Source organism: Stenotrophomonas sp. TWI1183, from assembly GCF_039673115.1.
Lineage (GTDB): Bacteria > Pseudomonadota > Gammaproteobacteria > Xanthomonadales > Xanthomonadaceae > Stenotrophomonas > Stenotrophomonas maltophilia_AA.
The window spans coordinates 20,682-44,840 of sequence record NZ_JBDJKZ010000019.1 but is presented as its reverse complement, the minus strand read 5'-3'; the positions used below and the strand labels follow the sequence as shown (position 1 = coordinate 44,840).

Genomic DNA, 24,159 nt, shown 5'->3' with positions numbered 1-24,159 from the left:
GATTACCATGCGCTGTGAAATTCACCGCCGTTGATGGAGCTGCACTGTGACTGGATGGACAGGAGGGGCCCGCGCCGGGCTGGCAGGGATGCTGCTGTTGGGCCTGGTGGCCTGTGGCCGCGGCGCGCCGAACTACGCCGCCGATGCGGCTGCCGGGGCCGTCGCGTCGCCGGAAGGCGCGTTCCTGGCCTACGAACACGACATCCGCATCCAGCTCGATGCGCAGCGCATCAGCGCGCGGGTCAAGGCGGTCTCCGAGGCCTGCCAGAGCAATCGCTTCGGCGACTGCGCCGTCCTGCAGGTGGGCGAGGAGGGCGGTGAAACCCGGTCCGGCTCGATCCGCGTGCGCATCGCGCCGAAGGGCGTGGAACCGATCATCGCCCTGGCCGGTGAAGGCGGCGATGTGGCCTCGCGCAATACGCATGCCGAAGATCTGGCCCAGCAGGTGGCCGATACCGCGCTGACCCAGACGCGGTTGCAGAAGGAACACGCGCAGCTGCAGGCGTATCAGCAGCGCAGCGACATGAAGGTGGCCGACCTGCTGGCGGTCTCGCAGCGCATGGCGGAGATCGAGGCCGGGCTGGAGCAGGCCAACAGGGACGCGGCGCAGCAACGCCGGCGGATCGACACCCAGCTGGTGACGATGAACTTCGAAGGCCCGGCCGGGCAGCGCAGCCGCAGCGAGATCGGCAAGGCGTTCAGCGAGTTCGGGGCGATCTTCACCACCAGCATCGCCTTCGTGATCCGCGCGGTGGCGGCCCTGCTGCCGGTCGGCGTGGTGGTGTGGGCGGTCGGTGCGGTGGTCGTGGCGCTGTGGCGCCGCCGCAAGCGTCGCAAGGCCGCCGCAGTCGCGCGCTGATGAAACGGGTCGTGCCGCGCCTCAACGCGAGGCACGACCGTTGACTCAACCTTCGTCCTGCTCGTATTCGACGAAGACATCCAGCTCCAGCGCCAGCTCCTGCACGGCATCGCGCACGCGCTGGGCGCCGAGTGCATTGCCGACTTCCACTTCCAGTTCGTGGGTGCCCGGGCCGATGTCGTCGGAGAGGCCGGCCGAGCTGGAATCGTCGTCGTCCATGTGCGGCATCAGGTCGTCGGTTTCTTCGACGTGTTCGATCCCCTCGATGCTCTGCAGCAGGTCGGTGATGGCACGTGCATCGTCTTCGGTGCCGGTGATTCGCAGTCGCAACAGGGCCATGGGTCGAGCCTCGGGGAAAGGGACTCCAGCCTAGCCAGCGGACGGAAAAGGCCGGGTGAGGACGCGCGACCGACCGCGGCGTGCGGTTCAGTCGTGCGTGCCGTCGGCAGGGGGCAGCCCCAGCAGTTCGTCGGGCAGCGCGGGCAGGGGGGTGCGTTCGTCCAGCGCCTCGCGCTTGAGCCAGTCCATGAACGCCTGCGCGGTCGGGCTGAGCGGACGGTGCTCGGCGTGCACCACGTAGTAGGCGTAGCGTGCCTTCAGCGCAGGCCCGGGCAGGCGCACCAGTTCGTAGCGCTGCAGATAGGGCTGCGCGATGTGTTTGCGGGCGAGCACCGCGCCGATGCCGTACACCGCCGCGCGCATCGCATCGGTGCTGTCGCTGAAGGTGTGCAGCGACGGCAGATCCAGCCCGCGCACGCCCGCAGCGCGGAACCAGTCGCGCCAGCCCTGCGGTGACATGTCGCTGAGCAGCGGCAGGGCAGCGATCTGCGCCGGTTCGCGCAATGTCGAGACGCCCGCCAGGGACGGCGAGGCGACCGGGCACAGTTCGTCGTCCATCAGGTGATGCGCGGTCATGCCGGGCCACTGGCCCAGCCCGTAGCGGATGCCCAGCTCCGGGCCGGTCTCGTCGAAGCGGACCAGCTCGGTGCTGGTCTGCAGCTCGATGCGCATGCGCGGATGCTGGTGGGTGAAACGCGGCAGGCGCGGGATCAGCCAGCAGTACGACAGCGAGCGGATGGTGGTGACCCGCAGCGGCACGATGTCGGCCTGGGGATGCAGGTTGCCGGCCACCGCATTGAGATCGCTCAGTGCCGCCGCGGCTGCATCGGCCAGCTGGCGGCCCTCGGCGGTCAGCCGCACGCCGCGCGCATGGCGCTGGAAGAGGACCGTGCCCAGCAGATCCTCCAGCCGCCGCACGTGGTGGCTGACCGCACTGGCGGTGAGGTGCAGTTCCTGTGCGGCATGGGCGAAGTTCTGGTGGCGGGCGGCTACCGCGAACACCCCCAGGGCGGGCAGCAGGGCAGGGCGAAGGATCATGGTCGAGACCCAAATCATATTTGTGGCTTGCACGGATACTACGCGCTTGTGGGCGTGCAACGGCGGGCGGATGCTGTCGCCCTTCCTCCCAGGATTCACGCGCATGTTGCCGTCCCTTACCGCTCGCCCCGCGTGTCTGCCCTGCTTGGGGGGCCGGCCATGAGCGGGGCGCCGCTGGCCGCCGGCGCGGTCGAGCGCGATTGGCGCACGCCGCTGGAGCTGACCGTGCTCGGCGCGATCTGGGGCTGCTCGTTCCTGTTCATGCGCGTGGCCGTGCCGGCTTTCGGACCTTACGCACTGGTGGAGGTGCGGCTGCTGCTCGGCGCGCTCGTGCTGCTGCCGTTCCTGTGGCAGGCGCGGGCGCAGTTTCCGGCCCGCCGCTGGCTGTGGCTGGCGCCGATCGGCCTGATCAACTCGGCCATCCCGTTCGTGCTGTTCGCCTGGGCCGCGCAGCGCGCCCCGGCGGCGATCGGTGCGATCTGCAATGCAATGACGGTGCTGTTCGCCGCACTGATGGCCTTCCTGTTCTTCGGCGAGAAGATCGGCATGCGCCGCGCGATCGCCCTGCTGGTCGGCTTCGCGGGGGTGGTGGTGCTGGCGACGGCCAAGGTCTCCGGCCTGAGCATCGGCGCGGCGGTGCTGGCCGGTGCACTGGCGGCGCTGCTGTACGGCCTGGGCGTCAATCTGGTGAAGCGCCACATGACCGGCCTGCCGCCGGCGGCCTCGGCCGGCGCCACGCTGGGTTGCGCGGCGATCCTGCTGCTGCCGATGGCGCTGACCCACTGGCCGACCGGCCCGATCCCGATGCTGTCCTGGGCCTGCGCGATCGCCTTGGGCGTGGTCTGCACCGGCCTGGCGTTCCTGATGTTCTACCGCCTCATCGCCCGCATCGGCCCGGCGCGGGCCTCCACCGTGACCTATCTGGTGCCGATGTTCGGCGCACTGTTCGCCTGGTTGTTCCTGGGCGAACCGGTGACCGGCGCGATGGTGGTGGCGGGTGTGCTGATCCTTGGCAGCGTGGCGGCATCGCAGCGATAGGCCGGCGGGTCCGCGTGCAGCCACCCATGGGGTGGCTCTACCGGGGCATCCGGACGCTGACGCGTCGGTTATCTCATCCTCAGCGCACGGGCACCGGGATGTTGCACAGGTCGATGTGGCCCGCCGGGCGCTTGTAGAAATCATCGACGCGGTTGCGGCGTGCTTCGGTCGCATCGGCGAAGGTCCTGGAGTCGGTGCGCAGCACCTGCAGCTTGGGGCGCTCCGCCGCCGGGACGTCGCTCGCACGCTGGATCGACTGGATCGCGGTGCGCTGCGCCGGATCGGTGTAGAAGCCCATCGGCGCCGGGCCGCGCGGCAGGGCGCTGAGCAGTTCCATGCCCTGCAGCACGCGGCCGACGACGGTGATGTTGCGGTCCAGCTGGCGCGGTGCCTGTCCGGTCACCACGTACAGCTCGGCGCCGATGCTGCTGTCTTCCTCGTTGTTGCGGCCGGCACCCAGCGCGCCATAGCAATGCGCCAGCCAGGTCTTGCCGTCCTTGCGGTCCTGGCCCACCGGGAAGCCGTCGACGAAACCGGTCTGGTCAGCCCAGCCATCACGGTCGGGCAGCAGGCTGACCTTGAGCCCCTTGCTGTCGCGCTGGAACTCGGCCGGGAGCTTGCGCGTGGCGCTGCCGAGCGGCTTTGCCTTGGCGGCATCATCGGCGTCGGCATCGCCGAACTGCACCACGAAATTGTCCTGCGCGCGGTAGATGCTCTCGCCATCCCAGAAATGCTCATGGGCCATGGTCTGGATGTTGGCCACGTGCTGCGGCGCGAATGCCGGGGCCAGCTCGATGATGACGCGGCCGGCCGGCAGGTTCATGTACAGCAGGTTGGCCGGGTCGGGCGTGCGCCAGTCACTGTCCGGCGAGGCGTCCAGGATCTGCTGCGGGCTGCGGTAAGGCGTGGCCGCGCTGGCCAGGGTGGGGAGCAGGCAGGCCAGGGCGAGGGCGAGCAGGGCAGGACGACGTGGCGACATGGCGGACCCGTTCAGGAAGGTAGTGCCCCGATTGTGCGCGAGCACGCCAGCCACGGCCAGCCGGCCATGCCCACCGGCACGGTGACTAACGACACATCCGCTATAGCGAACTTCGGACTAGTGTGGACTCCACGCTAGCGGAGACCGCCATGAGCGACCACGACGTCCACCTGAAGAAGTTCCAGAAAGAGCTCAGCTCCGGCACGGTCTCACTGGCCCTGCTGGCGGTCCTGGCCAAGGCCGGCGAGCCGCTGTACGGGTACCTGATCGCCAAGGAGCTGGAGCGGATCGGCGAGGGCGTGCTGAGCGGCAAGCAGAGCGCGCTGTACCCGGTGTTGCGCAACCTGGAAGGGGCCGGGTTGCTGGAAAGCCATGTTGAACCGTCGGTGGCCGGTCCGCCGCGCCGCTACTACCGCATCAATGACACGGGCCACGAAGTGCTCAGGCAATGGACCGCCGCGTGGCGCGCCACCCGTGATTCCGTCGATTCCGTCCTGGAAGGGGTAACCGAATGAACATCGAGTCCGTGGCCGGTCGGGCCTTGCCGACCACCATTCCCGCGTATCTGGCCCAGCTGCGCGCGGCGCTGCACGACGCCGATCCGGCGATGGTGCAGGACGCCCTGTACGACGCCGAGGAGTACCTGCGTTCGGAGCTGGCCGCCCAGCCCGGCCGCAGCGAGGCCGAGGTGATCGCCGATGTCGCCGGCAGCTATGGCGCGCCGGAAGAAGTCGCCGACATCTACCGTGAGACCGAGATCACCGTGAACCGCGCGCTGCGCACGCCCAGTGCCGGGACGGCGCCGCTGCGACGCGCTACGCCGGTCAGCACCGGCGCGGAATCGGTGCCGCCGCCGGCCCCGCCCAGGCCGCGCTCGGCACTGGCCCGTTTCTTCGGTGTCGCGCTGGAGGCCCGCACCTATGGCGCGCTGTTCTACATGCTGCTGTCGCTCGCCACCGGCACGTTCTTCTTCACCTGGGTGGTCACCGGCCTGTCGCTGTCGTTGGGCCTGATGGTGCTGATCATCGGCATCCCGGTGGCGGTGCTGTTCTTCGGCTCGGTGCGCGGCCTGTCACTGCTGGAAGGACGGCTGGTGGAAGCACTGCTGGGCGAGCGCATGCCGCGCCGGCCGACGTACTCCGACCGCAGCCGCAGCTGGCTGCAGCGCATCGGCGACATGTTCACTGACGGGCGGACCTGGCTGACCCTGCTCTACTTCGTGCTGATGCTGCCGCTGGGCATCGTCTACTTCACGATCGCCACCACGCTGTTGTCGACCTCGATGGGCTTGATCTGGGCACCGGTGGCGGCGCTGTTCTCCAGCAGCTACGTAGGACTGCACATCGACGGCAGCCAGATGCTGCCGGTCTGGATCACACCGCTGCTGGCGGTGGTCGGCGTGCTGCTGCTGTTCGCGACGCTGCACCTGGCCCGCGGCATCGGCCGCCTGCACGGAATGATGGCCAAGCACCTGCTGGTGCGGCTGTAAACGGGACACGAGGATTCGGTAGTGCCGGCCGCTGGCCGGCTCCCCAGGCTGCTGGATGAAAGCGCAGCCGGCCAGCGGCCGGCACTACCCACAGCGTGCCCCCCGAGTCGGGGGGGCGTTCGTCAAGCGTTCTACCGGCGCTGCAGGCACCGACCGTTGGTCGGTACGGATCGCTCAGCCCGCTTTACGGCGCAGCGGCGTGACGTTGCTCGCGATCTTCGCGGCCTTTTTCGGCTTGCTGGCCACGGTCTGGGCATGGGCGGCGAAGAAATCGCGCACCTTCGGGTAGACCGTTTCGCGCCAGCGGCGGCCGCTGAAAATACCGTAGTGGCCGGCGCCTTCGACGATGAAGTGTTCGCGATGCGCGGCCGGGATGCCTGTGCACAGTGCCTGCGCGGCTTCGGTCTGGCCGAGGCCGGCGATGTCGTCCAGTTCGCCTTCGATGCTCAGCAGCGCAGTGCCGGTGATCGCGGTGGGATCCACGCGTTCACCCTGCACGTACCACTCGCCGCGCGGCAGCAGGAACTCCTGGAAAACCACGCGGATGGTGTCGAGGTAGTACTTGGCCGGCATGTCGAGCACTGCGTTGTACTCGTCGTAGAAACGACGGTGCGCGTCGGCATCTTCCATGTCGCCCTTGACCAGGTCGGCATAGAAATCCCAGTGCGAACTGAAATGGCGGCTCGGGTTCATCGACAGGAATCCCGCATGCTGCAGGAAGCCCGGATACACACGGCGGCCGGCACCCGGGAAGGTGGCCGGTACGGTGTGGATCACGTTGTTCTCGAACCACGACATCGGGTTCTGCGTGGCCAGGTTGTTGACCGCGGTCGGGCTGCAGCGCGCATCGATCGGGCCACCCATCATCACCAGCGAACGCGGCGTGGTTTCGCCCCGGCTGGCCATCAGCGAGACGGCGGCAAGCACCGGCACGGTCGGCTGGCAGACGCTCACCACATGCAGCTTCTCCGCACCGAGGTGACGGATGAATTCCTGCACATAGGCGATGTAGTCATCCAGCCCGAACTCGCCTTCGCTGCCGGGCACCATGCGCGCATCGACCCAGTCGGTCACGTACACGCGGTGGTCGCGCAGCAGGGTGCGCACGGTATCGCGCAGCAGCGTGGCGTGGTGACCGGACAACGGCGCCACAACCAGCACGAACGGCTGGTTGAGCATGGTGTGCAGCTGGTCGGCTTCATTGCTGTGGCGCTTGAAGCGCAGCAGTTTGCAGAACGGCTTGCTGATCTCTTCGTGGACGACGATCGGCACGCGCTCGCCCTCGACGTCGATTTCGTTGATGCCCCACTCGGGCTTCTCGTAATCCTTGCCGATGCGGTGGAACAGCTCGTTCACAGCGGCCAGGCGATCCGCGCCGGGCATCTGCGACCACCAATGACCTTGATTGGCGAAGAACTTCGCGTTGGCCTGGGCCTGGTGCACCCACGGGGCGAGCAGGTTGCGGGTCAACTCATGCAGCTGATATAGCATGACGTCCAATATGTATGGTCTTATGTTGCCGCGCAGCATAGCGCACCCGTCGCGCGGGCGCGTTAATGCGGCTCCTGTCTCAATTGTTATGGAGACTCAAGGGGCGCCGCGTTCCAACGCGGCCGCATGGCCGGCCAGCGCCGGGGACAGCCAGCAGTGCGAACCCAGCGCGGTGAAGCCGACGCGCTTGAGCTGGCTGCGGTACCAGCGGGCCGGCCGCGCCTGGAAGCCCTCGTGGTCGCCGTCGAAGTCGTCCTCGGCGGTGAACGCCTCCAGGAAGGCAACGCCGGCGGTCAGTTCGGCGAAGCCCTCCAGCGCCGGGCGCAGCTCGCGGCTGGGCACGTAATGCATCACGTCCGAGCAGATCAGCAGATCGACCGGCGCGCACGGGCGCAGCCACGCGAAATCGCCGACCCTGGCCGGGTGCAGGTTGCGGCTGCGGCCGTAGCGGTGGACCGCGTAATCGCTGTTGTCGAACCCGAGGTATTGCACGCGTGGCCGCAGCTTGAGCAGCGGGGCACGCCAGGCACCTTCGCCGCAGCCGATGTCCAGCACGCTGCGGATCGGCCGTTCCAGGTAGTACTCGGCACTGGCCACCGAGAGCGCCACCTTGCGCGCGAGGCGCGCGGCGCCACCGGTCTGGTCAGGCTGGTACCAGCGCTGGAAGTAGGCGGCGTCGTAGGTCTTGTCCATGGAGGATGTGCACGTGGGTGGAAGCGGCGCCTATCGTACGGCGTGACGCGCGTGGATGCGTCGTTGAGGTGTGGCGATGGGTCGCGTCAGCCACCCGTGGGGTGGCTCTACCGGGCGTGCGAGAATGGCGGCCAACCTACGCCAGCCGCGGGAGCAAGCGCATGCAGAGTTACTACTGGGTCAAAACCTTCCATCTGCTGTTCGTGGTGGCGTGGATGGCGGCCGTGTTCTACCTGCCGCGGATCCTGGTCAACCTCAGCGAGACCGCCGGCCAGCTGCCGGTGACCGAGCGGCTGCAGTTGATGGGCCTGCGCCTGTACCGGTTCGGCCACATGATGTTCGGCCTCGCGCTGATCCTGGGCCTGGTGCTGTGGCTGGGCTACCGGGTTATTCCGGATTTCCCGACCATGGTCGCCCCGGGTGCGGCGGGCTGGCTGCATGCCAAGCTCGGCCTGGTGGTGCTGCTGCTGGTGTACTACTCGTGGACCGGGCGGCTGCTGAAAGGCGCGGTCAAGGGCAGGGTGCTGCCGTCCTCGCGCGCGCTGCGCTGGTTCAACGAACTGCCGCTGGTGCTGTTCATTGGCGTGGTCTGGCTGGTGATCGCCAAGCCGTTCTGAAAAAAAAGCCGGGCGCTTGCGCGTCCGGCTCTTCGTCTGCGCCGCAGCCCGATCAGGCTGTTTCGTAGGTCCCGTAGCTGCGCAGGCGCTCGTAACGCTTCTGCAGCAGCTCATCGACCGGCAGCTTCTCCAGCACGTCCAGCTCGTTGAGCAGCACGGCCTTGAGGCGCTTGGCCATCTGGTTGGGATTGCGGTGGGCGCCACCGGTCGGCTCACGCAGGACCTTGTCGACCAGGCCCAGGCTCTTCAGGCGCGGGGCGGTCAGGCCGAGCTGTTCGGCGGCGTCCTTGGCCTTGGCCGGGTCCTTCCACAGGATCGAGGCGCAGCCTTCCGGGCTGATGGTCGAGTACACGCTGTATTCCAGCATCACGGTGCGGTCGCCCACGCCCAGTGCCAGTGCGCCGCCCGAGCCGCCTTCACCGATCACGGTGCAGACCACCGGCACCTTCAGTTCGGCCATTTCCATCAGGTTGCGCGCGATCGCTTCGGACTGGCCGCGCGATTCGGCGTCGATGCCCGGCCAGGCGCCGGCGGTATCGATCAGGGTCAGCACCGGCAGGCCGAAGCGTTCGGCCATCTTCATCAGGCGCAGCGCCTTGCGGTAGCCCTCCGGCTTGGGCATGCCGAAGTTGCGCCTGATCTTTTCCTTGGTGTCGCGGCCCTTCTGATGGCCGATCAGCATCACCGAGCGGCCACCGATGCGGGCCAGGCCGCCGATGATCGCCTTGTCGTCGGCGAAGGCGCGGTCGCCGGCCAGTTCCTGGAACTCATCGCAGATGATGCGGATGTAGTCCTCGGTGTACGGGCGGGACGGATGCCGGGCCAGCTGCAGCACCTGCCAGGAGGTCAGGTTGCGGAAGATCTGCGCGGTGCGCACCCGCAGCTTGTCCTGCAGGGCATTGACCTCGGCCTCGACATTGACCGCAGGTCCGGCGCTGGCGCTGCGCAGTTCCTGGATCTTCGCCTCCAGATCAGCGATGGGTTGCTCGAAGTCGAGGTAGTTCGGATTCATCGGAAACCGTCGTGAAGAAAAGAGGGAAAGTGTAGCCGAATGCGCCGAAAAGCCCCGTACGCCGTCGTCTGGAAACCGACGGTAGCGCAGCGGGGCCAAGGGCGCCAGTCAGGTCAGGGGACGACCAGCGCCGCGCTGCCCATCAGCGTGCTGCGGGTCTGCACGAAGGTGTTGTAGCCCTCGTTGGCCTCCTTGGGCAGGCCCGAGCCCAGCGTGGCGGTCGCGGCGGTGAACGCCATCTGGGCCTGGAAGGCCTCCTGCTGGAGCTGCAGCTGCGCATCGGCGGTGGTGGCCTGCAGGTAACGGCTGTACAGCTCGCGCAGTGGGCCGGCATGGGCTTCGAAGGCCGGATCCAGCGCGGGCAGGGCGGTCGGCGCGGCGTCCAGTGTGTAGACAGGGGCAACGTAGCCCCTGGGCTGCTGGCGCGCGTAAGCGCCCGGCTGGCCCATGCCTGCTTCGACGTAGGCGATGAAATCCGGGGCGGTGAAGATCTTCGCGTTGATCCGGCCGCCGCTGGCGTCCACGTGGGACACGGTCTGGACCTCGGGGAACGGCTCGCGGACGCCGAAGCTCCAGGCCTGGTCGATGAACAGGTCGTGGGTGGCCTGGTACGGCCCTTCGAAGGTCACGCCGCCCAGCGCGATCTGGTTCTTCAGGCTGCCGAAGTGCTGCAGCTTGTCTTCGCCGGTGACATAGATCTCGTTGGCGATCACGTACTCGGCCAGGGTCGGGTTGATCAACCCGCCCTTGCCGCTGGCGTAGACGATGAAACGCACGTCGCCCAGCTGTTCGGTCTGCAGATGATGTTCACCCGGCTTGAGCTTGACCGGCCGCGAGGCGTGCGCGGCGATCGGCAGTTCATTGCCATCGATGCGCAGGGTCAGTGGCGTGGCGCCCGGGTTGTCGATCTCGAAGGTCTGGGCGGGGCCGGAGCAGCCGGTGATGGCGACGGCTGCACTCAGCAGCACGGCAAAACGCTTGATCAAAACAAAACACCTGTGTTGCAACAGAAAAAAGGATCAGTTCGCCCACGGCGGGCTGTAGCGCACCTTCACCGTGCGTACCGCGGGATCGGCGCGCAGGGCGTCGACCAGTTGGCTGTCCACGCGCACGGCGATCTCGCCGGCGACGTCGAGCATGCCGGCCACCGGGCCCTGCTCCGAGCCGAGCAGCAGGTCCAGGCGCAGCGGCGTGCGGCCCGGGCGATGCCGGTCGAGCAGGGCGTTGATGCGGTTCCACACCGCGCCGTCCTGGCGCAGGTCCACCCGCAGCGACAGGCGCGTGGCGTAGTTCGCGCAGATGTCTTCGTAATCCCAGACCTGGCGGATGCGCAGCGCGTAGCCGCCGTTGAACTCGTCTTCGCGCAGGCCGCCCTTGACCACCAGGATGCGGTCCTTGGTCATCAGGTGGCCGAACTCGGCCAGGCCATCGGTGAAGGCGCTGCATTCGACGCGACCCTTGCCGTCTTCGAGCTGCATGAAGATCTGGCTTTCGCCCTTGCGGCGCACGCCGACCACCAGGCCGGCGAGGATCACCGGGGTTTCCTGGCGCCAGGCGCGCTTCTCGCCGTCCTTGCTCGGACGTGCCGGCGGGATCAACTTCTCCAGCTTGCCCAGGTCGGTACCGACCAGTTCCTTGACGTCATCGGCGTAGGGATCGAACGGATGGCCACTGAGGTAGAAGCCCAGCGTTTCGCGCTCGCCTTCCAGCAGCTGTCCCAGCGCCCACTCCTTGGCTTCGGGCAGCTCCAGCTGCATCGCCGTGCTGACCGGATCGGGTGCGCCGAACAGCGAGTTCTGGCCGGAGGCCTTCTCGCGCGCCATCTGGTCCGTGGCCTTGAGTACTTCGGGCAGCTGCAGCATCAGCGAGGCGCGGTTCTTGCCGAGCCCGTCCATCGCGCCGCAGTTGATCATCGCTTCCAGCGTGCGGCGGTTGAGCTTGCCGGATTCGGCGCGCATGCAGAAATCCAGCAGCGACGCATAACGGCCGCCACGCTGGCGTTCTTCCACGATCGCTTCGCAGGCGCCCTGGCCGACGCCCTTGATCGCGCCCAGGCCGTACACGATGGTGTCGGCGCTGGAGGCTTCGAACATGTACGCGGATTCATTCACGCGCGGCGGCAGCACGGTCAGGCCGAGGTTGCGCACTTCGGCGAGGAAGCCGACCACCTTGTCGGTGTTGTCCATGTCCGAGGACAGCGTCGCGGCCATGAACTCGGCCGGGTAATGGCGCTTGAGCCATGCGGTCTGGTAGCTGACCAGCGCGTAGGCAGCAGCGTGCGACTTGTTGAAGCCGTAGCCGGCGAACTTCTCCATCAGGTCGAAGATCGCGTCGGCCTTGGCTTCGACGACACCGTCCTTGGCCGCGCCTTCGCGGAAGATCTCGCGGTGCTTGGCCATTTCGGCCGGCACCTTCTTGCCCATCGCACGACGCAGCAGATCGGCGCCGCCCAGCGAGTAACCGCCGACGATCTGCGCCATCTGCATCACCTGCTCCTGGTACACCATGATGCCGTAGGTGTCTTTCAGGATCGCTTCGGTGCGCGGATCGGGGTAGATGATTTCTTCCTGCCCGTGCTTACGCGCGTTGAAGGAGGGAATCAGGTCCATCGGGCCGGGGCGGTACAGCGACACCAGCGCGATGAGGTCTTCGAAGCGGTCGGGGCGCGCGTCTTTCAGCAGGCGGCGCATGCCCGAGGATTCGAACTGGAACACCGCGCCGGTATTGCCGTTGGCGAAGATGTCCTTGTAGGTGGGCACGTCATCCAGCGGCAGCGCGGTGATGTCCACCGGCGGGATGCCGGCGCGCTCATGGCGCTTGTTGATCGCCTTGACCGCCCAGTCGATGATGGTCAGCGTGCGCAGGCCGAGGAAGTCGAACTTCACCAGGCCGATTTCTTCGACGTCGTTCTTGTCGAACTGGGTGACCGGGTTGCGGCCGCGGCCGCCTTCGTCATGTTCGGCGAACAGCGGGCAGAATTCGGCCAGCGGTTCCGGCGCGATCACCACGCCACCGGCGTGCTTGCCGGCGTTGCGGGTGAGGTCTTCGAGCTGGCGCGCCAGGTCGATCAGGTCGCGGACGTCGTCTTCGTTCTGGTAGCGCTGGATCAGCTCCGGCGAGGCCATTTCCGAATCCTTGCCTTCGCCCATGGCGTCCTTGAGCGAAATGCCCAGGATGTTGGGGACCAGCTTGGAAACGCCGTCGACCAGGCCGTACGGGAAGCCCAGCACGCGGCCGGAATCGCGCACCACGGCCTTGGCCGCCATGGTGCCGTAGGTGATGATCTGGCTGACGCGGTCGCGTCCGTATTTACGCGCGACGTAGTCGATGACTTCGTCGCGGCGGTCCATGCAGAAGTCGATGTCGAAGTCGGGCATCGACACGCGTTCGGGGTTGAGGAACCGCTCGAACAGCAGGTTGTACGGGATCGGATCCAGATCGGTGATCTGCAGCGCCCAGGCCACCAGCGAGCCGGCACCGGAACCACGGCCCGGACCGATCGGAATGCCCTGGTTCTTCCCCCACTGGATGAAGTCGGCCACGATCAGGAAGTAACCGGGGAACCCCATCTTGATGATGGTCGCCAGTTCGAATTCGAGGCGCTCGAAATAATCGGCGCGGGTCTTGCCCGGTGCCAGCGGGTTCTTTTCGAGCCGTGCTTCCAGGCCCTTGCGCGATTCGCTGCAGATCCAGCTGTCGAGGGTTTCGTCCTCGGGCACCGGATAGTTGGGCAGGAAGTACGTGCCCAGGCGCATTTCGATGTTGCAGCGTTCGGCCAGCGCGAGCGTGTTGTCGATCGCGTCGGGGATGTCGGCGAACAGCGCGCACATGTCCTCGGCGGACTTGAGGTACTGCTGGTCGCTGTAGTCGCGCGGACGCTTGGGGTCGTCCAGCACGCGGCCGGAGGAAATGCAGACGCGCGCTTCGTGCGCGTTGAAGTCTTCCGGCTGCAGGAAGCGCACGTCGTTGCTGGCGATCACCGGCAGGCCGCGCTGGCCGGCGGCCTGCAGGGCGAACTGGTTGAAGGCTTCTTCGCCGTCACGGCCGGTACGGGTCAGCTCCAGGTGCAGGCCATCGCCGAACACGCGCTGCCAGTCGGCGAGCTGTTGCTCGGCCAGGTCGTGGCGGCCGTCGCCGGCGAGGCGGCCGGCGAGGCTGTCACGCCCGGCCAGTGCGAACAGGTTGTGGCAACCGGCTTTGAGCCAGTCCGGGTGGACGGCGACGCCGCCTTCGGGGCGGTGGCCTTCCATCCAGGCGCGGGTGAGCAGCCTGGAGAGGCTGAGGTAGCCTTCGCGGTCGCGGCAGAGCAGGGTCATGCGCCAGGGCGTCATGCCTTCTTCGGCGATCATGATGTCGGCGCCCGCGATGGGCTTGATGCCCACGGTCTCGGCGGCTTTGTAGAACTTGACCAGCGCGAACAGGTTGTTGAGGTCCGTCACGGCCAGGGCAGGCAGTTTCAGTTCGACCGCGCGGCTGAGCAGGTTGGCCTGCTTGGCTTTCTTCGGGTCAGCCTGATCCGGCTTCGCCGGGACACGGATGGTCGAATCCGCCAGCGAAAATTCGGTGTGGACGTGGAGATGTACGAAACGGGAAGTGGACATGCCGAACCAATGTGATGCCCGGTCAGGGTAGCCGTGGCGGTGCACGCGAACAAGGCTTGACAGGGGTGTTGCGGGGGCGCGGGCTGGCGGTGGGGTTCAGGTTTCCCGTGGCAGCCGTCATGCGCTGGGGCCGTGCCGGGTTGTGTCCGGCAATGGCATCACTCAGGCCGGAACGCTGCTGCGGTCGGCGTCCAGGCACGCGCGCACGGGGGCGAAGCTGCGGCGGTGCTGGGGGCAGGGGCCGTGGCTGCGCAGCGCCGCGAGGTGGGCGGGGGTGCCGTAGCCCTTGTGCTGGTCGAAGCCGTACTCGGGATGCGTGTCGTGCAACGACTGCATGAAGCGGTCGCGACTGACCTTGGCAAGGATCGAGGCGGCCATGATGGCGCGGTCGAGGGCGTCGCCGCCGATCAGCGCCTGGGCCGGGCAGGGCAGCCCCTTGGGCACGACGTTGCCGTCGATGCGGGCGAACTGGGCGACATGGGCGACGCCTTCGACGGCGCGGCGCATGCCGAGCATCGTGGCCTGGTAGATGTTGAGGGCGTCGATTTCGCCGACGTCCACCATCACCACGTGCCAGGCCAGGGCACGGTCGAGAATCCTGTCGTAGAGCTGGTCGCGGCGGGCGGCGGTGAGCTGCTTGGAGTCGTCCAGGCCGTTGAGGCGCGGGCGGTCGGGGCAGAACACCACGGCGGCGACGGCGACCGGGCCGGCCAGCGGGCCGCGGCCGGCTTCATCGACGCCGGCGACGTAGCGCGGGGCGACGGTGGCCAGGGCAGCCCCGTCGAACAGGGCCAGCGAGGCGGCTGCGGCGTGACGGCGGCTCATGTGGCACGGCGGCGGTCGGGGCCGCGTTCGAGCAGGTCGGTGACGGCATCGGCGGCGCGTGCGGAGGCATCGCGGCGCAGCTGCAGGTGCAGGCGCTCGTAAGTGCCCTGCAGATCGATCACGCGCTGGGGGTGGTCGAACCATTGCAGGATGGCGGCGGCCAGTTTGTCCGGCGTGCAGTCGTGCTGCATCAGTTCCGGGGCAAGGTCCTTGCCGGCCAGGATGTTGGGCAGGGCGAAGCGGTCGACCTTGAGCAGGCCCAGTGCCTTGACGATGCGGTAGGTCAGTTCGGCGACGCGGTAGCCGACCACCATCGGGCGCTTGACCAGCATGGTCTCCAGCGTGGCGGTGCCCGAGGCGAGCACGACCACGTCGGCGGCGATCATCGCGGTACGCGCGTTGCCGTCGAGCAGGTGCGAGTGGGCGACCGGCAGGGCCGAGGCGGAGAGCTGTTCGCTGATCAGCTGGCGGCAGGCGGCGTTGGCGGCCGGGACCACCACGTGCAGGCCGGGGATGCGTTCGGAAACCTGCCAGGCGGCTTCGAAGAACGGTTCGCCGAGCTTGCTGATTTCCCCCAGGCGGCTGCCGGGCAGTACCGCCAGCACCTTCGCGTTGGAGGGCAGGCCGAGCTCGGCACGCGCTTCTTCGCGGTCGCTGTGCAGGGCGATGTCATCGGCCATCGGGTGGCCGACGAAGCGGGCATCGATGCCGTGCCTGGCGTAGATCGGCGGCTCCATCGGGAACAGGCACAGCACCAGGTCGGCGCTGGCACCGATCTTCTCGGCACGCTTTTCGCGCCAGGCCCAGACCGAGGGGCTGACGTAGTGGACAGTGCGGATGCCGCGTTCCTTCAGCCAGCGCTCGACGCCGAGGTTGAAGTCGGGTGCATCGATGCCGATGAACACATCCGGCTGCCACGCGAGGGCGCGCGCGCGGAACTCGCGACGCAGTTTGAGCAGGCGCGGCAGGTGGCGCAGGATTTCGGTCAGCCCCATCACCGCCAGTTCGCTGGCGTCGAACCAGGTCTGGCAGCCGGCGCTGCGCATGGCATCGCCGCCGATGCCGGCGAATTCGGCATTGGGGAAGCGCAGGCGCAGTTCGCGGACCAGGCCGGCACCGAGCAGGTCGCCGGAGGCTTCACCGGCGACCAGGGCGATCCGCACCGGCCGGTCGGAGGTGCGCAGGGCCAGCGTCTGTTCGACGCTGGTCGCCATCGCGGCAAGCGGAATGATCTCGGCGGTCGTGATGCCCGGGGTGTGCCCGCCTGGACCCGTCATCGCAGCAGGGGCCTCTCGGCGCTTTCGATGAAGTCCAGCAGGTCCTTCACGTCGGCGCTGTGGGTGGCCTGTTCGGCCAGCTGGACCTTGGCCTCGGCCAGCGGCAGGCCGGCCACGTACAGGGTGCGGTAGGCGCGCTTGATGCTGGCGATGCGCTCGGCATCGAAGCCGCGGCGCTTGAGGCCTTCGCTGTTGATCCCGCGCGGGCGGCCCAGGGTGTCGCTGCCGACCATGGTGAACGGCGGAACGTCGCCATTGGTCAGTGCACCCATGCCGAGGAAGGCGTGGGCGCCGATGCGGCAGAACTGGTGGGCACCGGCGAAGCCGCTGATGATCACGTAGTCGCCGACGGTGACGTGGCCGGCCAGCGTGGTGTTGTTGGAGAACACGCAGTGGTCGCCGACGTGGCAGTCGTGCGCGACGTGGGTGTAGGCCAGCATCCAGTTGTCGTTGCCGACCGTGGTGACGCCGCCGCCACCGACGGTGCCGCGGTTGATGGTGACGAACTCGCGGATGACGTTGTCATCGCCGATCACCAGTTCGGTGCGCTCGCCTTTGTACTTCTTGTCCTGCGGCTCGCCACCGATCGCGGCATGGCCGATGAAACGATTGTTGCGGCCGATCCGGGTCGGGCCATGGATCGAGCAGTGCGGACCGATCTCGGTGCCGGCACCGATCTCCACGTCCGCGCCGATCAGGCAGAACGCACCCACGCGCACATCCGCAGCCAGCGTCGCCGACGGGTCGATGACCGCGGTGGGGTGGATGAGAGGGGCGTTGTCGCTCATTGCAGTTCTCCTGCCTGGATCATTCGCGGGTGCCGGCGCACAGCACTTCGGCGCAGGCGACGATCTCGCCATCGACCTTGGCCACGCAGTCGTACACCGCCATGTTGCGGATCACGCGCTTGATTTCCACGTGCATCTCCAGCACGTCGCCGGGCACGACCTGCTTGCTGAAGCGGGCCTTGTCGACCTTGACCATGTAGAACAGCTTGGACTGCGCATCGCGGCCCAGGGTGAGCTGGGTCAACACGCCGCCGGCCTGCGCCATGGCTTCGATGATCAGCACACCGGGCATGATCGGCTGGCCCGGGAAGTGGCCCTGGAAGAACGGCTCGTTGATGCTGACGTTCTTGGTGGCGACGATCTTCCGGTTCTCGAAATCGAGCGAGATCACCTTGTCCACCAGCAGGAACGGATAGCGGTGCGGGATCAACTGCTGGATCTGGTTGATGTCCGGCAGATTCTGGTTGTTGCTCATTCCTTCTCCTTGCTCACAGACAGGATGCGCCGGGCGAGCGCATCGAGCTGCTTGAAGCGCGCGGCGTTTTTACGCCACGTGCGGTTGTCGGTCAGTGGGGTACCGGAGGAGTACTCGCCCGGCTCGTGAATGGAGTTGCGCACCACCGACTTGCCGGTGATGACGACCTTGTCGCAGATTTCCAGGTGGCCGACGACGCCGACGGCACCGCCGAGCAGGCAGTAGCGGCCGATCTTGGCGCTGCCGGCGATGCCGGTGCAGCCGGCGATGGCCGAGTGGGCGCCGATCTGTACGTTGTGGGCGACCTGCACGAGGTTGTCCAGGCGCACGTCGTTTTCGAGGACGGTATCTTCCAGCGCGCCACGGTCGACGCAGGTGTTGGCGCCGATCTCGCAGTCGTCGCCGATGCGCACGCCGCCGAGCTGGGGCACCTTGATCCAGTGGCCGGCATCCATGGCCAGGCCGAACCCGTCGGCGCCGAGCACGGCGCCCGGATGGATACGCACGCGCTTGCCGAGCTTGACGCGGGTGACCAGGGTCACGCGGGCGATCAGTTCGCAGCCGTTCTCCAGGGTGCAGTCTTCACCGATGATGCTGCCGGGACCGACGATGCAGTTCTCACCGACGACGCTGCGGGCGCCGATGGTCACGAACGGGCCGATGTGGGCGCTGGCGGCGACCTGTGCGTCCGGATCGATGCAGGCGCTGGGGTGGATGCCCGGGGCGCGCGGCGGTGCGATGTCGAACAGGGCGGCAATCTTGGCGAACGTGGTGTACGGGTCCTTGGCGACCAGGGCGGCGCCCGGCGCGGCCTCGGCATCCTCGGCGCGCAGCACGACGATCGCGGCCTGGCTGTCGGCCAGCTGCGCGCGGTAGCGCGGGTTGGCCAGGAAGGTGAGCTGGCCGGGGCCGGCATGGGCGAGCGTAGCCACGCCATGGATGGCAGTGCTGCCATCACCATGGACCTGCAGGCCAAACTGCTCGGCGAGTTGCTGGGCGGTATAGGTAGGAGTGTTCACCGGGGGAGTTTACCGTGTGCTGCCGAAACGGTCATGCGGGGCGGGGGCTTTGGGTGTCTTGGTCGGTTTGCTGCGGCGTGGCGCATCCGGGGCTATCGCGCGGGTCCGTGGCGGGCAGCCCGATCCTGGACGCGCCGTAAACCCATCCATGGGGGCTCGTGGGCCGCATCCATGCGGCCCAACGGTCCTGGATCGGGCTACCCGCCACGGCCCCCGATGGTTCAACGCGCGCGCGGCAGGGTAGTGCCGGCCGCGGGCCGGCTCTCGTTGATCCCGGACGGTCGTGCCCCCCAACGGTCGGCACCTACCCAAAGCGGCATCGACCGACCAGTCCCAGCGCAAAGCGGCATCGAACGATTAGTCCCAACCCAAAGCGGCACCGACCAACGATTGGCTCGAATCCAAATCGGAAACAATCAATGATCGCTCCCAACCCAACAACGAAAACGCCGGGCAAAGCCCGGCGAATGCGTACCCCGTCTGGTGGAGAGGCCCCCTTCTGTTAAGGGGGCCGCGCCGACGGCGCGGGGGATAGGAGGAATCGTTGGGCCCCAAGGTTTGCTGCGCAAACCTTGGGCAATTCACCTTAGGCGGTCAGAACTGACCGCCAAAGGTGAATTGCAGGCGCTCGACTTCGTCGCCATCTTCCTTCTTGAGCGGGAAGGCGTAGCTGATCGAGATCGGGCCGACCGGGGCGCGCCACAGCAGGGCCACACCGGTCGACACGCGCAGTTCGTTGGCCTTGAAGTTGTCCACGCCGGTGTAGACGTTGCCGAAGTCCACGAAGGCCGAGATGCGGGCCGACGGGCTGTCGAACAGGCGCGGGAAGTAGGCTTCGACCGAACCGACGGTCTTCAGCGAGCCACCCAGCGGCTGGCCGCGGTTGTAGCTCAGGGTCGGTTCCGAACGCGGGCCGAGGGTGTTGTCCTCGAAACCACGCACCGAGTTGGTACCACCGGCGTAGAAGTTCTCGTAGAACGGCAGGCCCGTCGCGGTGACCACGCGGGTGCTGCCATCCGGGTTGGTGATCACGCGGGTGGTGTCATTGCCGTAGCTGTCGCCGTAGCCGACTTCGGCGCGGGTGTTGATGACCAGCTGCGGGATGATCGGCCAGTACTTGGAGAACTGGTAGTTCAGCTTGTAGTACTCGACGGTCGAACCCGGCAGCGTGGTTTCCAGGCCGACGCGCTGGTAGGTACCGCGGGTCGGCATGAAGTAGTCGTTGCGGGTATCGCGCGCCCAGCCCAGCTCGGTGCGCCAGGAATGGAACGTGCGCTGGCCGATGGCGTCGATGTAATCGATGATCGCCTGCGGGGTCGAGCCCTGGTAGGTGGTGATCTGGTTGCTGTCGATGCCCACCATCAGCGAGACGGTGTCGTTCTCGGTGATCGGCACGCCGAACACCACCTGCGCGGCACCGTTGGTGCTGTTGTACTGCGCGGTGTTGAAGTCGGAGTAATCCAGTTCGCGCCAGGACAGGTTGTAGCCCAGCGAGACGCCGTCATCGGTGAAGTACGGGTTGGTGTAGGAGAAGCCGTAACGCTGCAGGTAGCTGCTGCGCGACGCTTCGACCGACACGCGGTTGCCGCCGCCGAGGAAGTTGTTCTGCGACAGCTGCACCGAGGTGGTCATGCCGTAGGACTGCGAGTAGCCCAGGCCGAACACGAAGCTGCCCGAGGTGGTTTCCTTGACGTTGTAGACCACGTCGACCTGGTCGTTGCTGCCGGTGACCGGCGGCGTTTCCACGTCCACCGACTCGAAGTAGCCCAGGCGCTGCAGGCGGATCTTGGAACGGTCGATCGCTGCCTGCGAGTACCAGCTGTTCTCGAACTGGCGCATTTCACGACGCAGCACTTCGTCCGAGGTGCGGGTGTTGCCCTTGAAGGTGATGCGCCGCACCGACACGCGCGGGCCGGGAACGACCTGCATGTTGATGGCCACCGTGCGGTCGGCACGGTTGCTGGTCGGGATCGGGTTCACCTTGGCGAACGCGTAGCCGATGTTGGACAGCGAATTGGTGATCTGGTCCGAGCTGAATTCCAGCAGCGCACGCGAGAACGTGTCGCCGGACTTCTGGATCACCATGCGCTCGACATCTTCCTGCGGGAGGATGGTGTCGCCGGTGACCTTGATCTCGGAGATCTTGTACTGCTCACCCTCGGTCACGCCGGCGGTGATGAACATGTCGCGCTTGTCGGGACTGATCGAGACCTGGGTGGAGTCGATGCTGAAGTCCACGTAGCCGCGGTCCAGGTACCAGCCGTTGAGCTTTTCCAGGTCGCCGGACAGCTTTTCCTTGGAGTACTGGTCATCGCGGCGGTACCACGAAGCCCAGTTGTGCTCCTTGGATTCCCAGGTTTCCAGGATGTCCTTGGCCGGGAACTTCTCGGTGCCGACCAGGTTGACGTGCTGGATCTTGGCGGCCTTGCCTTCCTTGATCGCGATGGCGATGTCGACGCGGTTGCGGTCCAGCGGGCTCACCGTCGGGGTGATGTCCACGTTGTACTTGCCACGGTCGTTGTACTGGCGGCGCAGTTCCTGGGTCACGCGGTCCAGGCTCAGGCGATCGAAAGTACCGCCCTCGGTCAGGCCGATGTCGCTCAGGCCCTTGAGCAGCTGGTCGCTCTTGATGTCCTTGTTGCCGGTGACGGTCAACTTGTTGATCGCCGGGCGTTCCTTGACCGTGACCACGAGGATGTCGCCCTGGCGGTTGAGCTGGACGTCTTCGAAGAAGCCGGTCTTGTACAGCGCACGGATGGTTTCACCGACCTTGTTGTCGGTGATGGTGTCGCCACGCTCCACCGGCAGGTAGGTGAACACGGTACCGGAGGTGATGCGCTGCAGACCATCCACGCGGATGTCGCTGACGGTGAAGGGCTCGGCTGCCTGCGCCAGGGCGGGCGCGCCGAAACCGGCAACGAGTGCGAGGGCCAGCAGGCGGCGATTGGGGAGTCGCGTCATGTCACGTCCGGTTGGAGTCGATTTCAACATTGCGGGATGCCGGCGCATAAGACGACGACAAAAGGAAAAAAGTTCATCGCGGGACCAGGCCGAGGATGTCGTTGTAGAACGCCAATCCCATCAGCCCGGCCAGCAGCGCCAGGCCCACATACTGCCCGGCAGCCATGGCGCGCTCGCTCAGCGGGCTGCCCTTGACCAACTCGATAAGGTAATACAGCAGGTGCCCGCCGTCCAAGATGGGGATGGGCAACAGGTTGATGATGCACAGGCTCAGCGACAGCAGGGCCAGGAAATACAGGAACCAGTCCAGGCCGCGTTTGGCCGAGACATTGGCGACCCGGGCAATGGTGACCGGGCCGGAGATGTTCTGCAGCGAGGCGTTGCCGGTGACGATGCGGCGCATCATGCCCAGCGAATCGCCCGCCATCCGGGCGGTTTCGCGCAGGGCCACTGGGACCGCCGCAAACGGCCCGAACTTGAGTTCGGCGTCATACGCCGGGGCATGGCTCTCGGGGAAGCCGATGCCGATCTGCCAGGTGGGCTGGCCGCGGCCGTCCACGCCCTGGCGGGGGGTGATCTCCAGCGCCAGCCGCTCGCCGCCGCGCAGGACGTCGATCATGCCGGGGCCGCCGCGCTGGCCCAGCGCGGCGATCTGCGCCGGAACCTGGTCGGCGCCTTCGATGCGCTGGCCGTCCACGGCCACGATCAGGTCGCCCGGCAGCAGCACGCCCTGGGCGGCCGCCTCGGGCAGGACCTTGTCGACCAGCGCCGGCTGCAGCCAGAACTGCCAGCTCAGCCCGGTCAGCTGGGGAACACGGCGTTCATCGAAGCCGGCCGGCAGCTGCGAGAGGGGCAGGGTGCGGGTCTGCACCTGGTCCAGGCCGTCCAGGACCTCGACCTTGGCATCGTGACGGTCCATCGCCGCGGTGGTCAGCGCCATGCTGGCTTCACCGGCGGTGGCCACGCTGCGGCCATCCACCTTGACCACGCGTTCGCCCGGCTGCAGCCCGGCGATCTGGGCCATGCCCGTGGTACGGCCGATGGTGGCCGAATAATCCTGCTTGCCGATCACAAACATCGCCCAGAGCAGGGCGATGCACAGGATCAGGTTGGCGGCCGGACCCGCGGCGACCACCGCGATCCGCTGCCACACGGTCTTGTGGTTGAAGGCCTGGCCGCGCTCGGCCGGGTGTACCTCGACCTCGCGTTCATCGAGCATCTTCACGTAGCCGCCCAGCGGGATGGCGGCGATCGCGAATTCGGTGCCGGCGCGGTTGCGGCGCGACCACAGCGGCTTGCCGAAACCGACAGAGAAGCGCAGCACCTTGATCCCGCAACGGCGGGCGACCCAGTAATGACCGAACTCGTGGAAGGTCACCAGCAGGCCAAGGCTGACGATCATCCACCAGACGGATCCGATGAAATCACCCATGGTGATCAGCACTGTAAGAGGGCGTGTGGGGCATTCAGGCGTGGTCGATGGCGGCTTGGGTGATCTGGCGGGCGCGCTGATCGGCGGTCAGCAGGCCCTCCAGTGTATCGGCGGACTCGGTCGACAGTGTTGACAGAGCGTTAGCGACCAGCGCGGGAATGGCAAGGAAAGCTGCCCGCCCCTGAAGAAACGCTGAAACAGCGACTTCATTGGCCGCATTGAGGATCGCCGGGGCGGTGCCGCCGGCCGCCATGGCCTGCCAGGCGAGCCTCAGGCACGGGAAGGCCTCGGTGTCCGGCGCTTCGAAATCCAGCCGGCCCTGGGTCAGCAGATCCAGCCCGCCGACCCCGGATTCGATCCGCTGCGGCCAGCCCAGTCCCACGGCCAGCGTGGTGCGCATGTCCGGCAGGCCCATCTGGGCCAGGGTCGAGCCGTCGACGAATTCGACCAGTGAATGGACCAGGCTCTGCGGGTGGACCAGCACGTCGATGCGCTCGCCGGGGACGCCGAACAGGTGATGCGCCTCGATGACTTCCAGCCCTTTGTTCATCAACGTCGCCGAATCGACCGAGATCTTCGGGCCCATGGACCACTTCGGGTGGGCCACGGCCTGGGCAGGCGTGACCTGGGCGAGCTGTTCGCGGGTGCGGCCGCGGAACGGCCCCCCGGACGCGGTCAGGATGATCCGGCGGACGCCGGCCCCGTCCAGGCTCGCATCGCGCGAGCGCAGGCACTGGAAGATCGCGCTGTGCTCGCTGTCGATCGGGATGATCTCGGCCCCGGCGGCGGCGGCCTGCCGCATCAGCAGCTCGCCGGCCAGCACCAGCGATTCCTTGTTGGCCAGCAGGATGCGCTTGCCGGCCGCGGCTGCGGCCAGGGTCGAGGACAGCCCGGCGGCGCCGACGATTGCCGCGACCAGGGTGTCGCAGACATCGCTGGCGGCCAGCTGGTCCAGTGCCGCAGCGCCCGCATGCGCCTGGGTGGCCAGGCCGGCGTCACGCAGGCCATCGCGCAGGGCGGCATACAGCGATGCGTCGGCGATCACCGCGTGGGCCGGACGGTGCGTGGCGCACAGCGCGACCAGCGCATCGACCTGGCGGCCGGCGGCCAGCACGGTGACCTGGTAACGGTCCGGGTGGCGCGCGATCACATCCAGCGCGGATGCGCCGATGGAACCGGTGGCGCCGAACACGGCGACCTGGCGGGGGGCGGAAGCGCTGGCCATG

Annotated in this window: 20 protein-coding genes and 1 pseudogene; 5 read left to right on the top strand and 16 right to left on the bottom strand. The window is 67.3% G+C overall.

The genetic code is table 11. The annotated features are described in order from the left end of the window. The first annotated feature begins 88 nt into the window (after nucleotides 1-88). Complete coding sequence (locus ABE434_RS15540) at nucleotides 89-859, top strand: DUF4349 domain-containing protein (protein ID WP_346479460.1); 771 nt, start codon at nucleotides 89-91, stop codon at nucleotides 857-859. Between the two features lie 45 nt (nucleotides 860-904). Here the strand turns inward: ABE434_RS15540 and ABE434_RS15535 are convergent, their stop codons facing one another. Both ABE434_RS15535 and ABE434_RS15530 read right to left on the bottom strand, forming a co-directional pair. Further along, the gene (locus ABE434_RS15535; RefSeq protein WP_019184421.1) at nucleotides 905-1,198 is read right to left on the bottom strand and encodes a hypothetical protein; all 294 of its coding nucleotides are present in this window, start codon (nucleotides 1,196-1,198) and stop codon (nucleotides 905-907) included. Nucleotides 1,199-1,285: 87 nt separating this feature from the next. Further along, nucleotides 1,286-2,236: a LysR substrate-binding domain-containing protein gene (locus ABE434_RS15530; RefSeq protein WP_346479459.1), complete on the bottom strand. Its 951-nt coding sequence runs from the start codon at nucleotides 2,234-2,236 to the stop codon at nucleotides 1,286-1,288. Nucleotides 2,237-2,395: 159 nt separating this feature from the next. Between ABE434_RS15530 and ABE434_RS15525 the strand changes: the two genes are divergently transcribed. Then, nucleotides 2,396-3,274: a DMT family transporter gene (locus ABE434_RS15525; protein WP_346479487.1), complete on the top strand. Its 879-nt coding sequence runs from the start codon at nucleotides 2,396-2,398 to the stop codon at nucleotides 3,272-3,274. Nucleotides 3,275-3,353: 79 nt separating this feature from the next. Here the strand turns inward: ABE434_RS15525 and ABE434_RS15520 are convergent, their stop codons facing one another. After that, nucleotides 3,354-4,253, bottom strand: a complete 900-nt coding sequence (locus ABE434_RS15520) for a peptidylprolyl isomerase (RefSeq protein ID WP_346479458.1) — start codon at nucleotides 4,251-4,253, stop codon at nucleotides 3,354-3,356. Between the two features lie 149 nt (nucleotides 4,254-4,402). Between ABE434_RS15520 and ABE434_RS15515 the strand changes: the two genes are divergently transcribed. Beyond that, entirely contained in the window at nucleotides 4,403-4,768 is a 366-nt protein-coding gene (locus tag ABE434_RS15515; protein ID WP_176989977.1) for a PadR family transcriptional regulator, read from the top strand. After that, nucleotides 4,765-5,742, top strand: coding sequence for a sensor domain-containing protein (locus ABE434_RS15510; protein ID WP_346479457.1), 978 nt, complete (start codon nucleotides 4,765-4,767; stop codon nucleotides 5,740-5,742). Before ABE434_RS15515 ends, ABE434_RS15510 begins: the two co-directional genes overlap by 4 nt. 174 nt (nucleotides 5,743-5,916) lie before the next feature. Here ABE434_RS15510 and phaZ read toward each other — a convergent pair whose 3' ends face one another. Further along, nucleotides 5,917-7,272 (bottom strand): polyhydroxyalkanoate depolymerase, encoded by a 1,356-nt coding sequence (gene phaZ, locus ABE434_RS15505; RefSeq protein ID WP_176989975.1) that lies wholly within the window; start codon nucleotides 7,270-7,272, stop codon nucleotides 5,917-5,919. A 57-nt stretch (nucleotides 7,273-7,329) separates the two neighbouring features. Further along, nucleotides 7,330-7,926 (bottom strand): class I SAM-dependent methyltransferase, encoded by a 597-nt coding sequence (locus tag ABE434_RS15500; RefSeq protein WP_346479456.1) that lies wholly within the window; start codon nucleotides 7,924-7,926, stop codon nucleotides 7,330-7,332. A 161-nt stretch (nucleotides 7,927-8,087) separates the two neighbouring features. Between ABE434_RS15500 and ABE434_RS15495 the strand changes: the two genes are divergently transcribed. Beyond that, entirely contained in the window at nucleotides 8,088-8,543 is a 456-nt protein-coding gene (locus tag ABE434_RS15495) for a CopD family protein (RefSeq protein ID WP_176989973.1), read from the top strand. A 52-nt stretch (nucleotides 8,544-8,595) separates the two neighbouring features. Here ABE434_RS15495 and ABE434_RS15490 read toward each other — a convergent pair whose 3' ends face one another. From ABE434_RS15490 to ABE434_RS15440, 11 genes and pseudogenes are all read right to left on the bottom strand, one after another. Beyond that, on the bottom strand, nucleotides 8,596-9,555 hold the full coding sequence (locus ABE434_RS15490) for an acetyl-CoA carboxylase carboxyltransferase subunit alpha (RefSeq protein ID WP_176989972.1): 960 nt from the start codon (nucleotides 9,553-9,555) through the stop codon (nucleotides 8,596-8,598). 113 nt (nucleotides 9,556-9,668) lie between these two features. Then, a complete protein-coding gene (locus ABE434_RS15485; protein WP_346479455.1) occupies nucleotides 9,669-10,541 on the bottom strand; it encodes a hypothetical protein in 873 nt (290 codons plus the stop codon). A 33-nt stretch (nucleotides 10,542-10,574) separates the two neighbouring features. Next, on the bottom strand, nucleotides 10,575-14,156 hold the full coding sequence (gene dnaE / locus ABE434_RS15480; protein WP_346479454.1) for a DNA polymerase III subunit alpha: 3,582 nt from the start codon (nucleotides 14,154-14,156) through the stop codon (nucleotides 10,575-10,577). 162 nt (nucleotides 14,157-14,318) lie between these two features. Then, on the bottom strand, nucleotides 14,319-14,981 hold the full coding sequence (locus tag ABE434_RS15475; RefSeq protein WP_176989969.1) for a ribonuclease HII: 663 nt from the start codon (nucleotides 14,979-14,981) through the stop codon (nucleotides 14,319-14,321). Next, nucleotides 14,978-16,150 (bottom strand): annotated as a pseudogene (gene lpxB, locus ABE434_RS15470) (lipid-A-disaccharide synthase); the annotation flags it as partial. The gene ABE434_RS15475 and the pseudogene lpxB, both read right to left, overlap by 4 nt. A 104-nt stretch (nucleotides 16,151-16,254) precedes the next feature. Then, complete coding sequence (lpxA, locus tag ABE434_RS15465) at nucleotides 16,255-17,046, bottom strand: acyl-ACP--UDP-N-acetylglucosamine O-acyltransferase (protein WP_176989967.1); 792 nt, start codon at nucleotides 17,044-17,046, stop codon at nucleotides 16,255-16,257. A gap of 19 nt (nucleotides 17,047-17,065) precedes the next feature. After that, a complete protein-coding gene (gene fabZ, locus ABE434_RS15460; RefSeq protein ID WP_019184406.1) occupies nucleotides 17,066-17,521 on the bottom strand; it encodes a 3-hydroxyacyl-ACP dehydratase FabZ in 456 nt (151 codons plus the stop codon). Further along, entirely contained in the window at nucleotides 17,518-18,540 is a 1,023-nt protein-coding gene (lpxD, locus tag ABE434_RS15455) for a UDP-3-O-(3-hydroxymyristoyl)glucosamine N-acyltransferase (RefSeq protein ID WP_121041474.1), read from the bottom strand. Before lpxD ends, fabZ begins: the two co-directional genes overlap by 4 nt. Before the next feature lie 594 nt (nucleotides 18,541-19,134). Then, on the bottom strand, nucleotides 19,135-21,501 hold the full coding sequence (gene bamA / locus ABE434_RS15450; RefSeq protein WP_176989966.1) for an outer membrane protein assembly factor BamA: 2,367 nt from the start codon (nucleotides 21,499-21,501) through the stop codon (nucleotides 19,135-19,137). 73 nt (nucleotides 21,502-21,574) lie between these two features. Continuing rightward, complete coding sequence (rseP, locus tag ABE434_RS15445) at nucleotides 21,575-22,933, bottom strand: RIP metalloprotease RseP (RefSeq protein WP_346479453.1); 1,359 nt, start codon at nucleotides 22,931-22,933, stop codon at nucleotides 21,575-21,577. A gap of 34 nt (nucleotides 22,934-22,967) precedes the next feature. Then, nucleotides 22,968-24,158 carry a 1-deoxy-D-xylulose-5-phosphate reductoisomerase gene (locus tag ABE434_RS15440; RefSeq protein WP_346479452.1) on the bottom strand — a complete coding sequence of 397 codons (1,191 nt, stop codon included), beginning with the start codon at nucleotides 24,156-24,158 and terminating at the stop codon, nucleotides 22,968-22,970. Between the last annotated feature and the right edge of the window lies 1 nt (nucleotide 24,159).

Coding starts and splice junctions, on each gene's coding strand:
- bamA (WP_176989966.1), bottom strand. CDS start 21,501: ATGACGCGACTCCCCAATCGCCGCCTGCTGGCCCTCGCACTCGTTGCC.
- ABE434_RS15535 (WP_019184421.1), bottom strand. CDS start 1,198: ATGGCCCTGTTGCGACTGCGAATCACCGGCACCGAAGACGATGCACGT.
- phaZ (WP_176989975.1), bottom strand. CDS start 7,272: ATGCTGCGCGGCAACATAAGACCATACATATTGGACGTCATGCTATAT.
- ABE434_RS15510 (WP_346479457.1), top strand. CDS start 4,765: ATGAACATCGAGTCCGTGGCCGGTCGGGCCTTGCCGACCACCATTCCC.
- ABE434_RS15495 (WP_176989973.1), top strand. CDS start 8,088: ATGCAGAGTTACTACTGGGTCAAAACCTTCCATCTGCTGTTCGTGGTG.
- ABE434_RS15475 (WP_176989969.1), bottom strand. CDS start 14,981: ATGAGCCGCCGTCACGCCGCAGCCGCCTCGCTGGCCCTGTTCGACGGG.
- ABE434_RS15440 (WP_346479452.1), bottom strand. CDS start 24,158: ATGGCCAGCGCTTCCGCCCCCCGCCAGGTCGCCGTGTTCGGCGCCACC.
- ABE434_RS15540 (WP_346479460.1), top strand. CDS start 89: ATGCTGCTGTTGGGCCTGGTGGCCTGTGGCCGCGGCGCGCCGAACTAC.
- ABE434_RS15515 (WP_176989977.1), top strand. CDS start 4,403: ATGAGCGACCACGACGTCCACCTGAAGAAGTTCCAGAAAGAGCTCAGC.
- ABE434_RS15525 (WP_346479487.1), top strand. CDS start 2,396: ATGAGCGGGGCGCCGCTGGCCGCCGGCGCGGTCGAGCGCGATTGGCGC.
- ABE434_RS15520 (WP_346479458.1), bottom strand. CDS start 4,253: ATGTCGCCACGTCGTCCTGCCCTGCTCGCCCTCGCCCTGGCCTGCCTG.
- ABE434_RS15530 (WP_346479459.1), bottom strand. CDS start 2,236: ATGATCCTTCGCCCTGCCCTGCTGCCCGCCCTGGGGGTGTTCGCGGTA.
- fabZ (WP_019184406.1), bottom strand. CDS start 17,521: ATGAGCAACAACCAGAATCTGCCGGACATCAACCAGATCCAGCAGTTG.
- ABE434_RS15490 (WP_176989972.1), bottom strand. CDS start 9,555: ATGAATCCGAACTACCTCGACTTCGAGCAACCCATCGCTGATCTGGAG.
- rseP (WP_346479453.1), bottom strand. CDS start 22,933: ATGGGTGATTTCATCGGATCCGTCTGGTGGATGATCGTCAGCCTTGGC.
- dnaE (WP_346479454.1), bottom strand. CDS start 14,156: ATGTCCACTTCCCGTTTCGTACATCTCCACGTCCACACCGAATTTTCG.
- lpxA (WP_176989967.1), bottom strand. CDS start 17,046: ATGAGCGACAACGCCCCTCTCATCCACCCCACCGCGGTCATCGACCCG.
- ABE434_RS15500 (WP_346479456.1), bottom strand. CDS start 7,926: ATGGACAAGACCTACGACGCCGCCTACTTCCAGCGCTGGTACCAGCCT.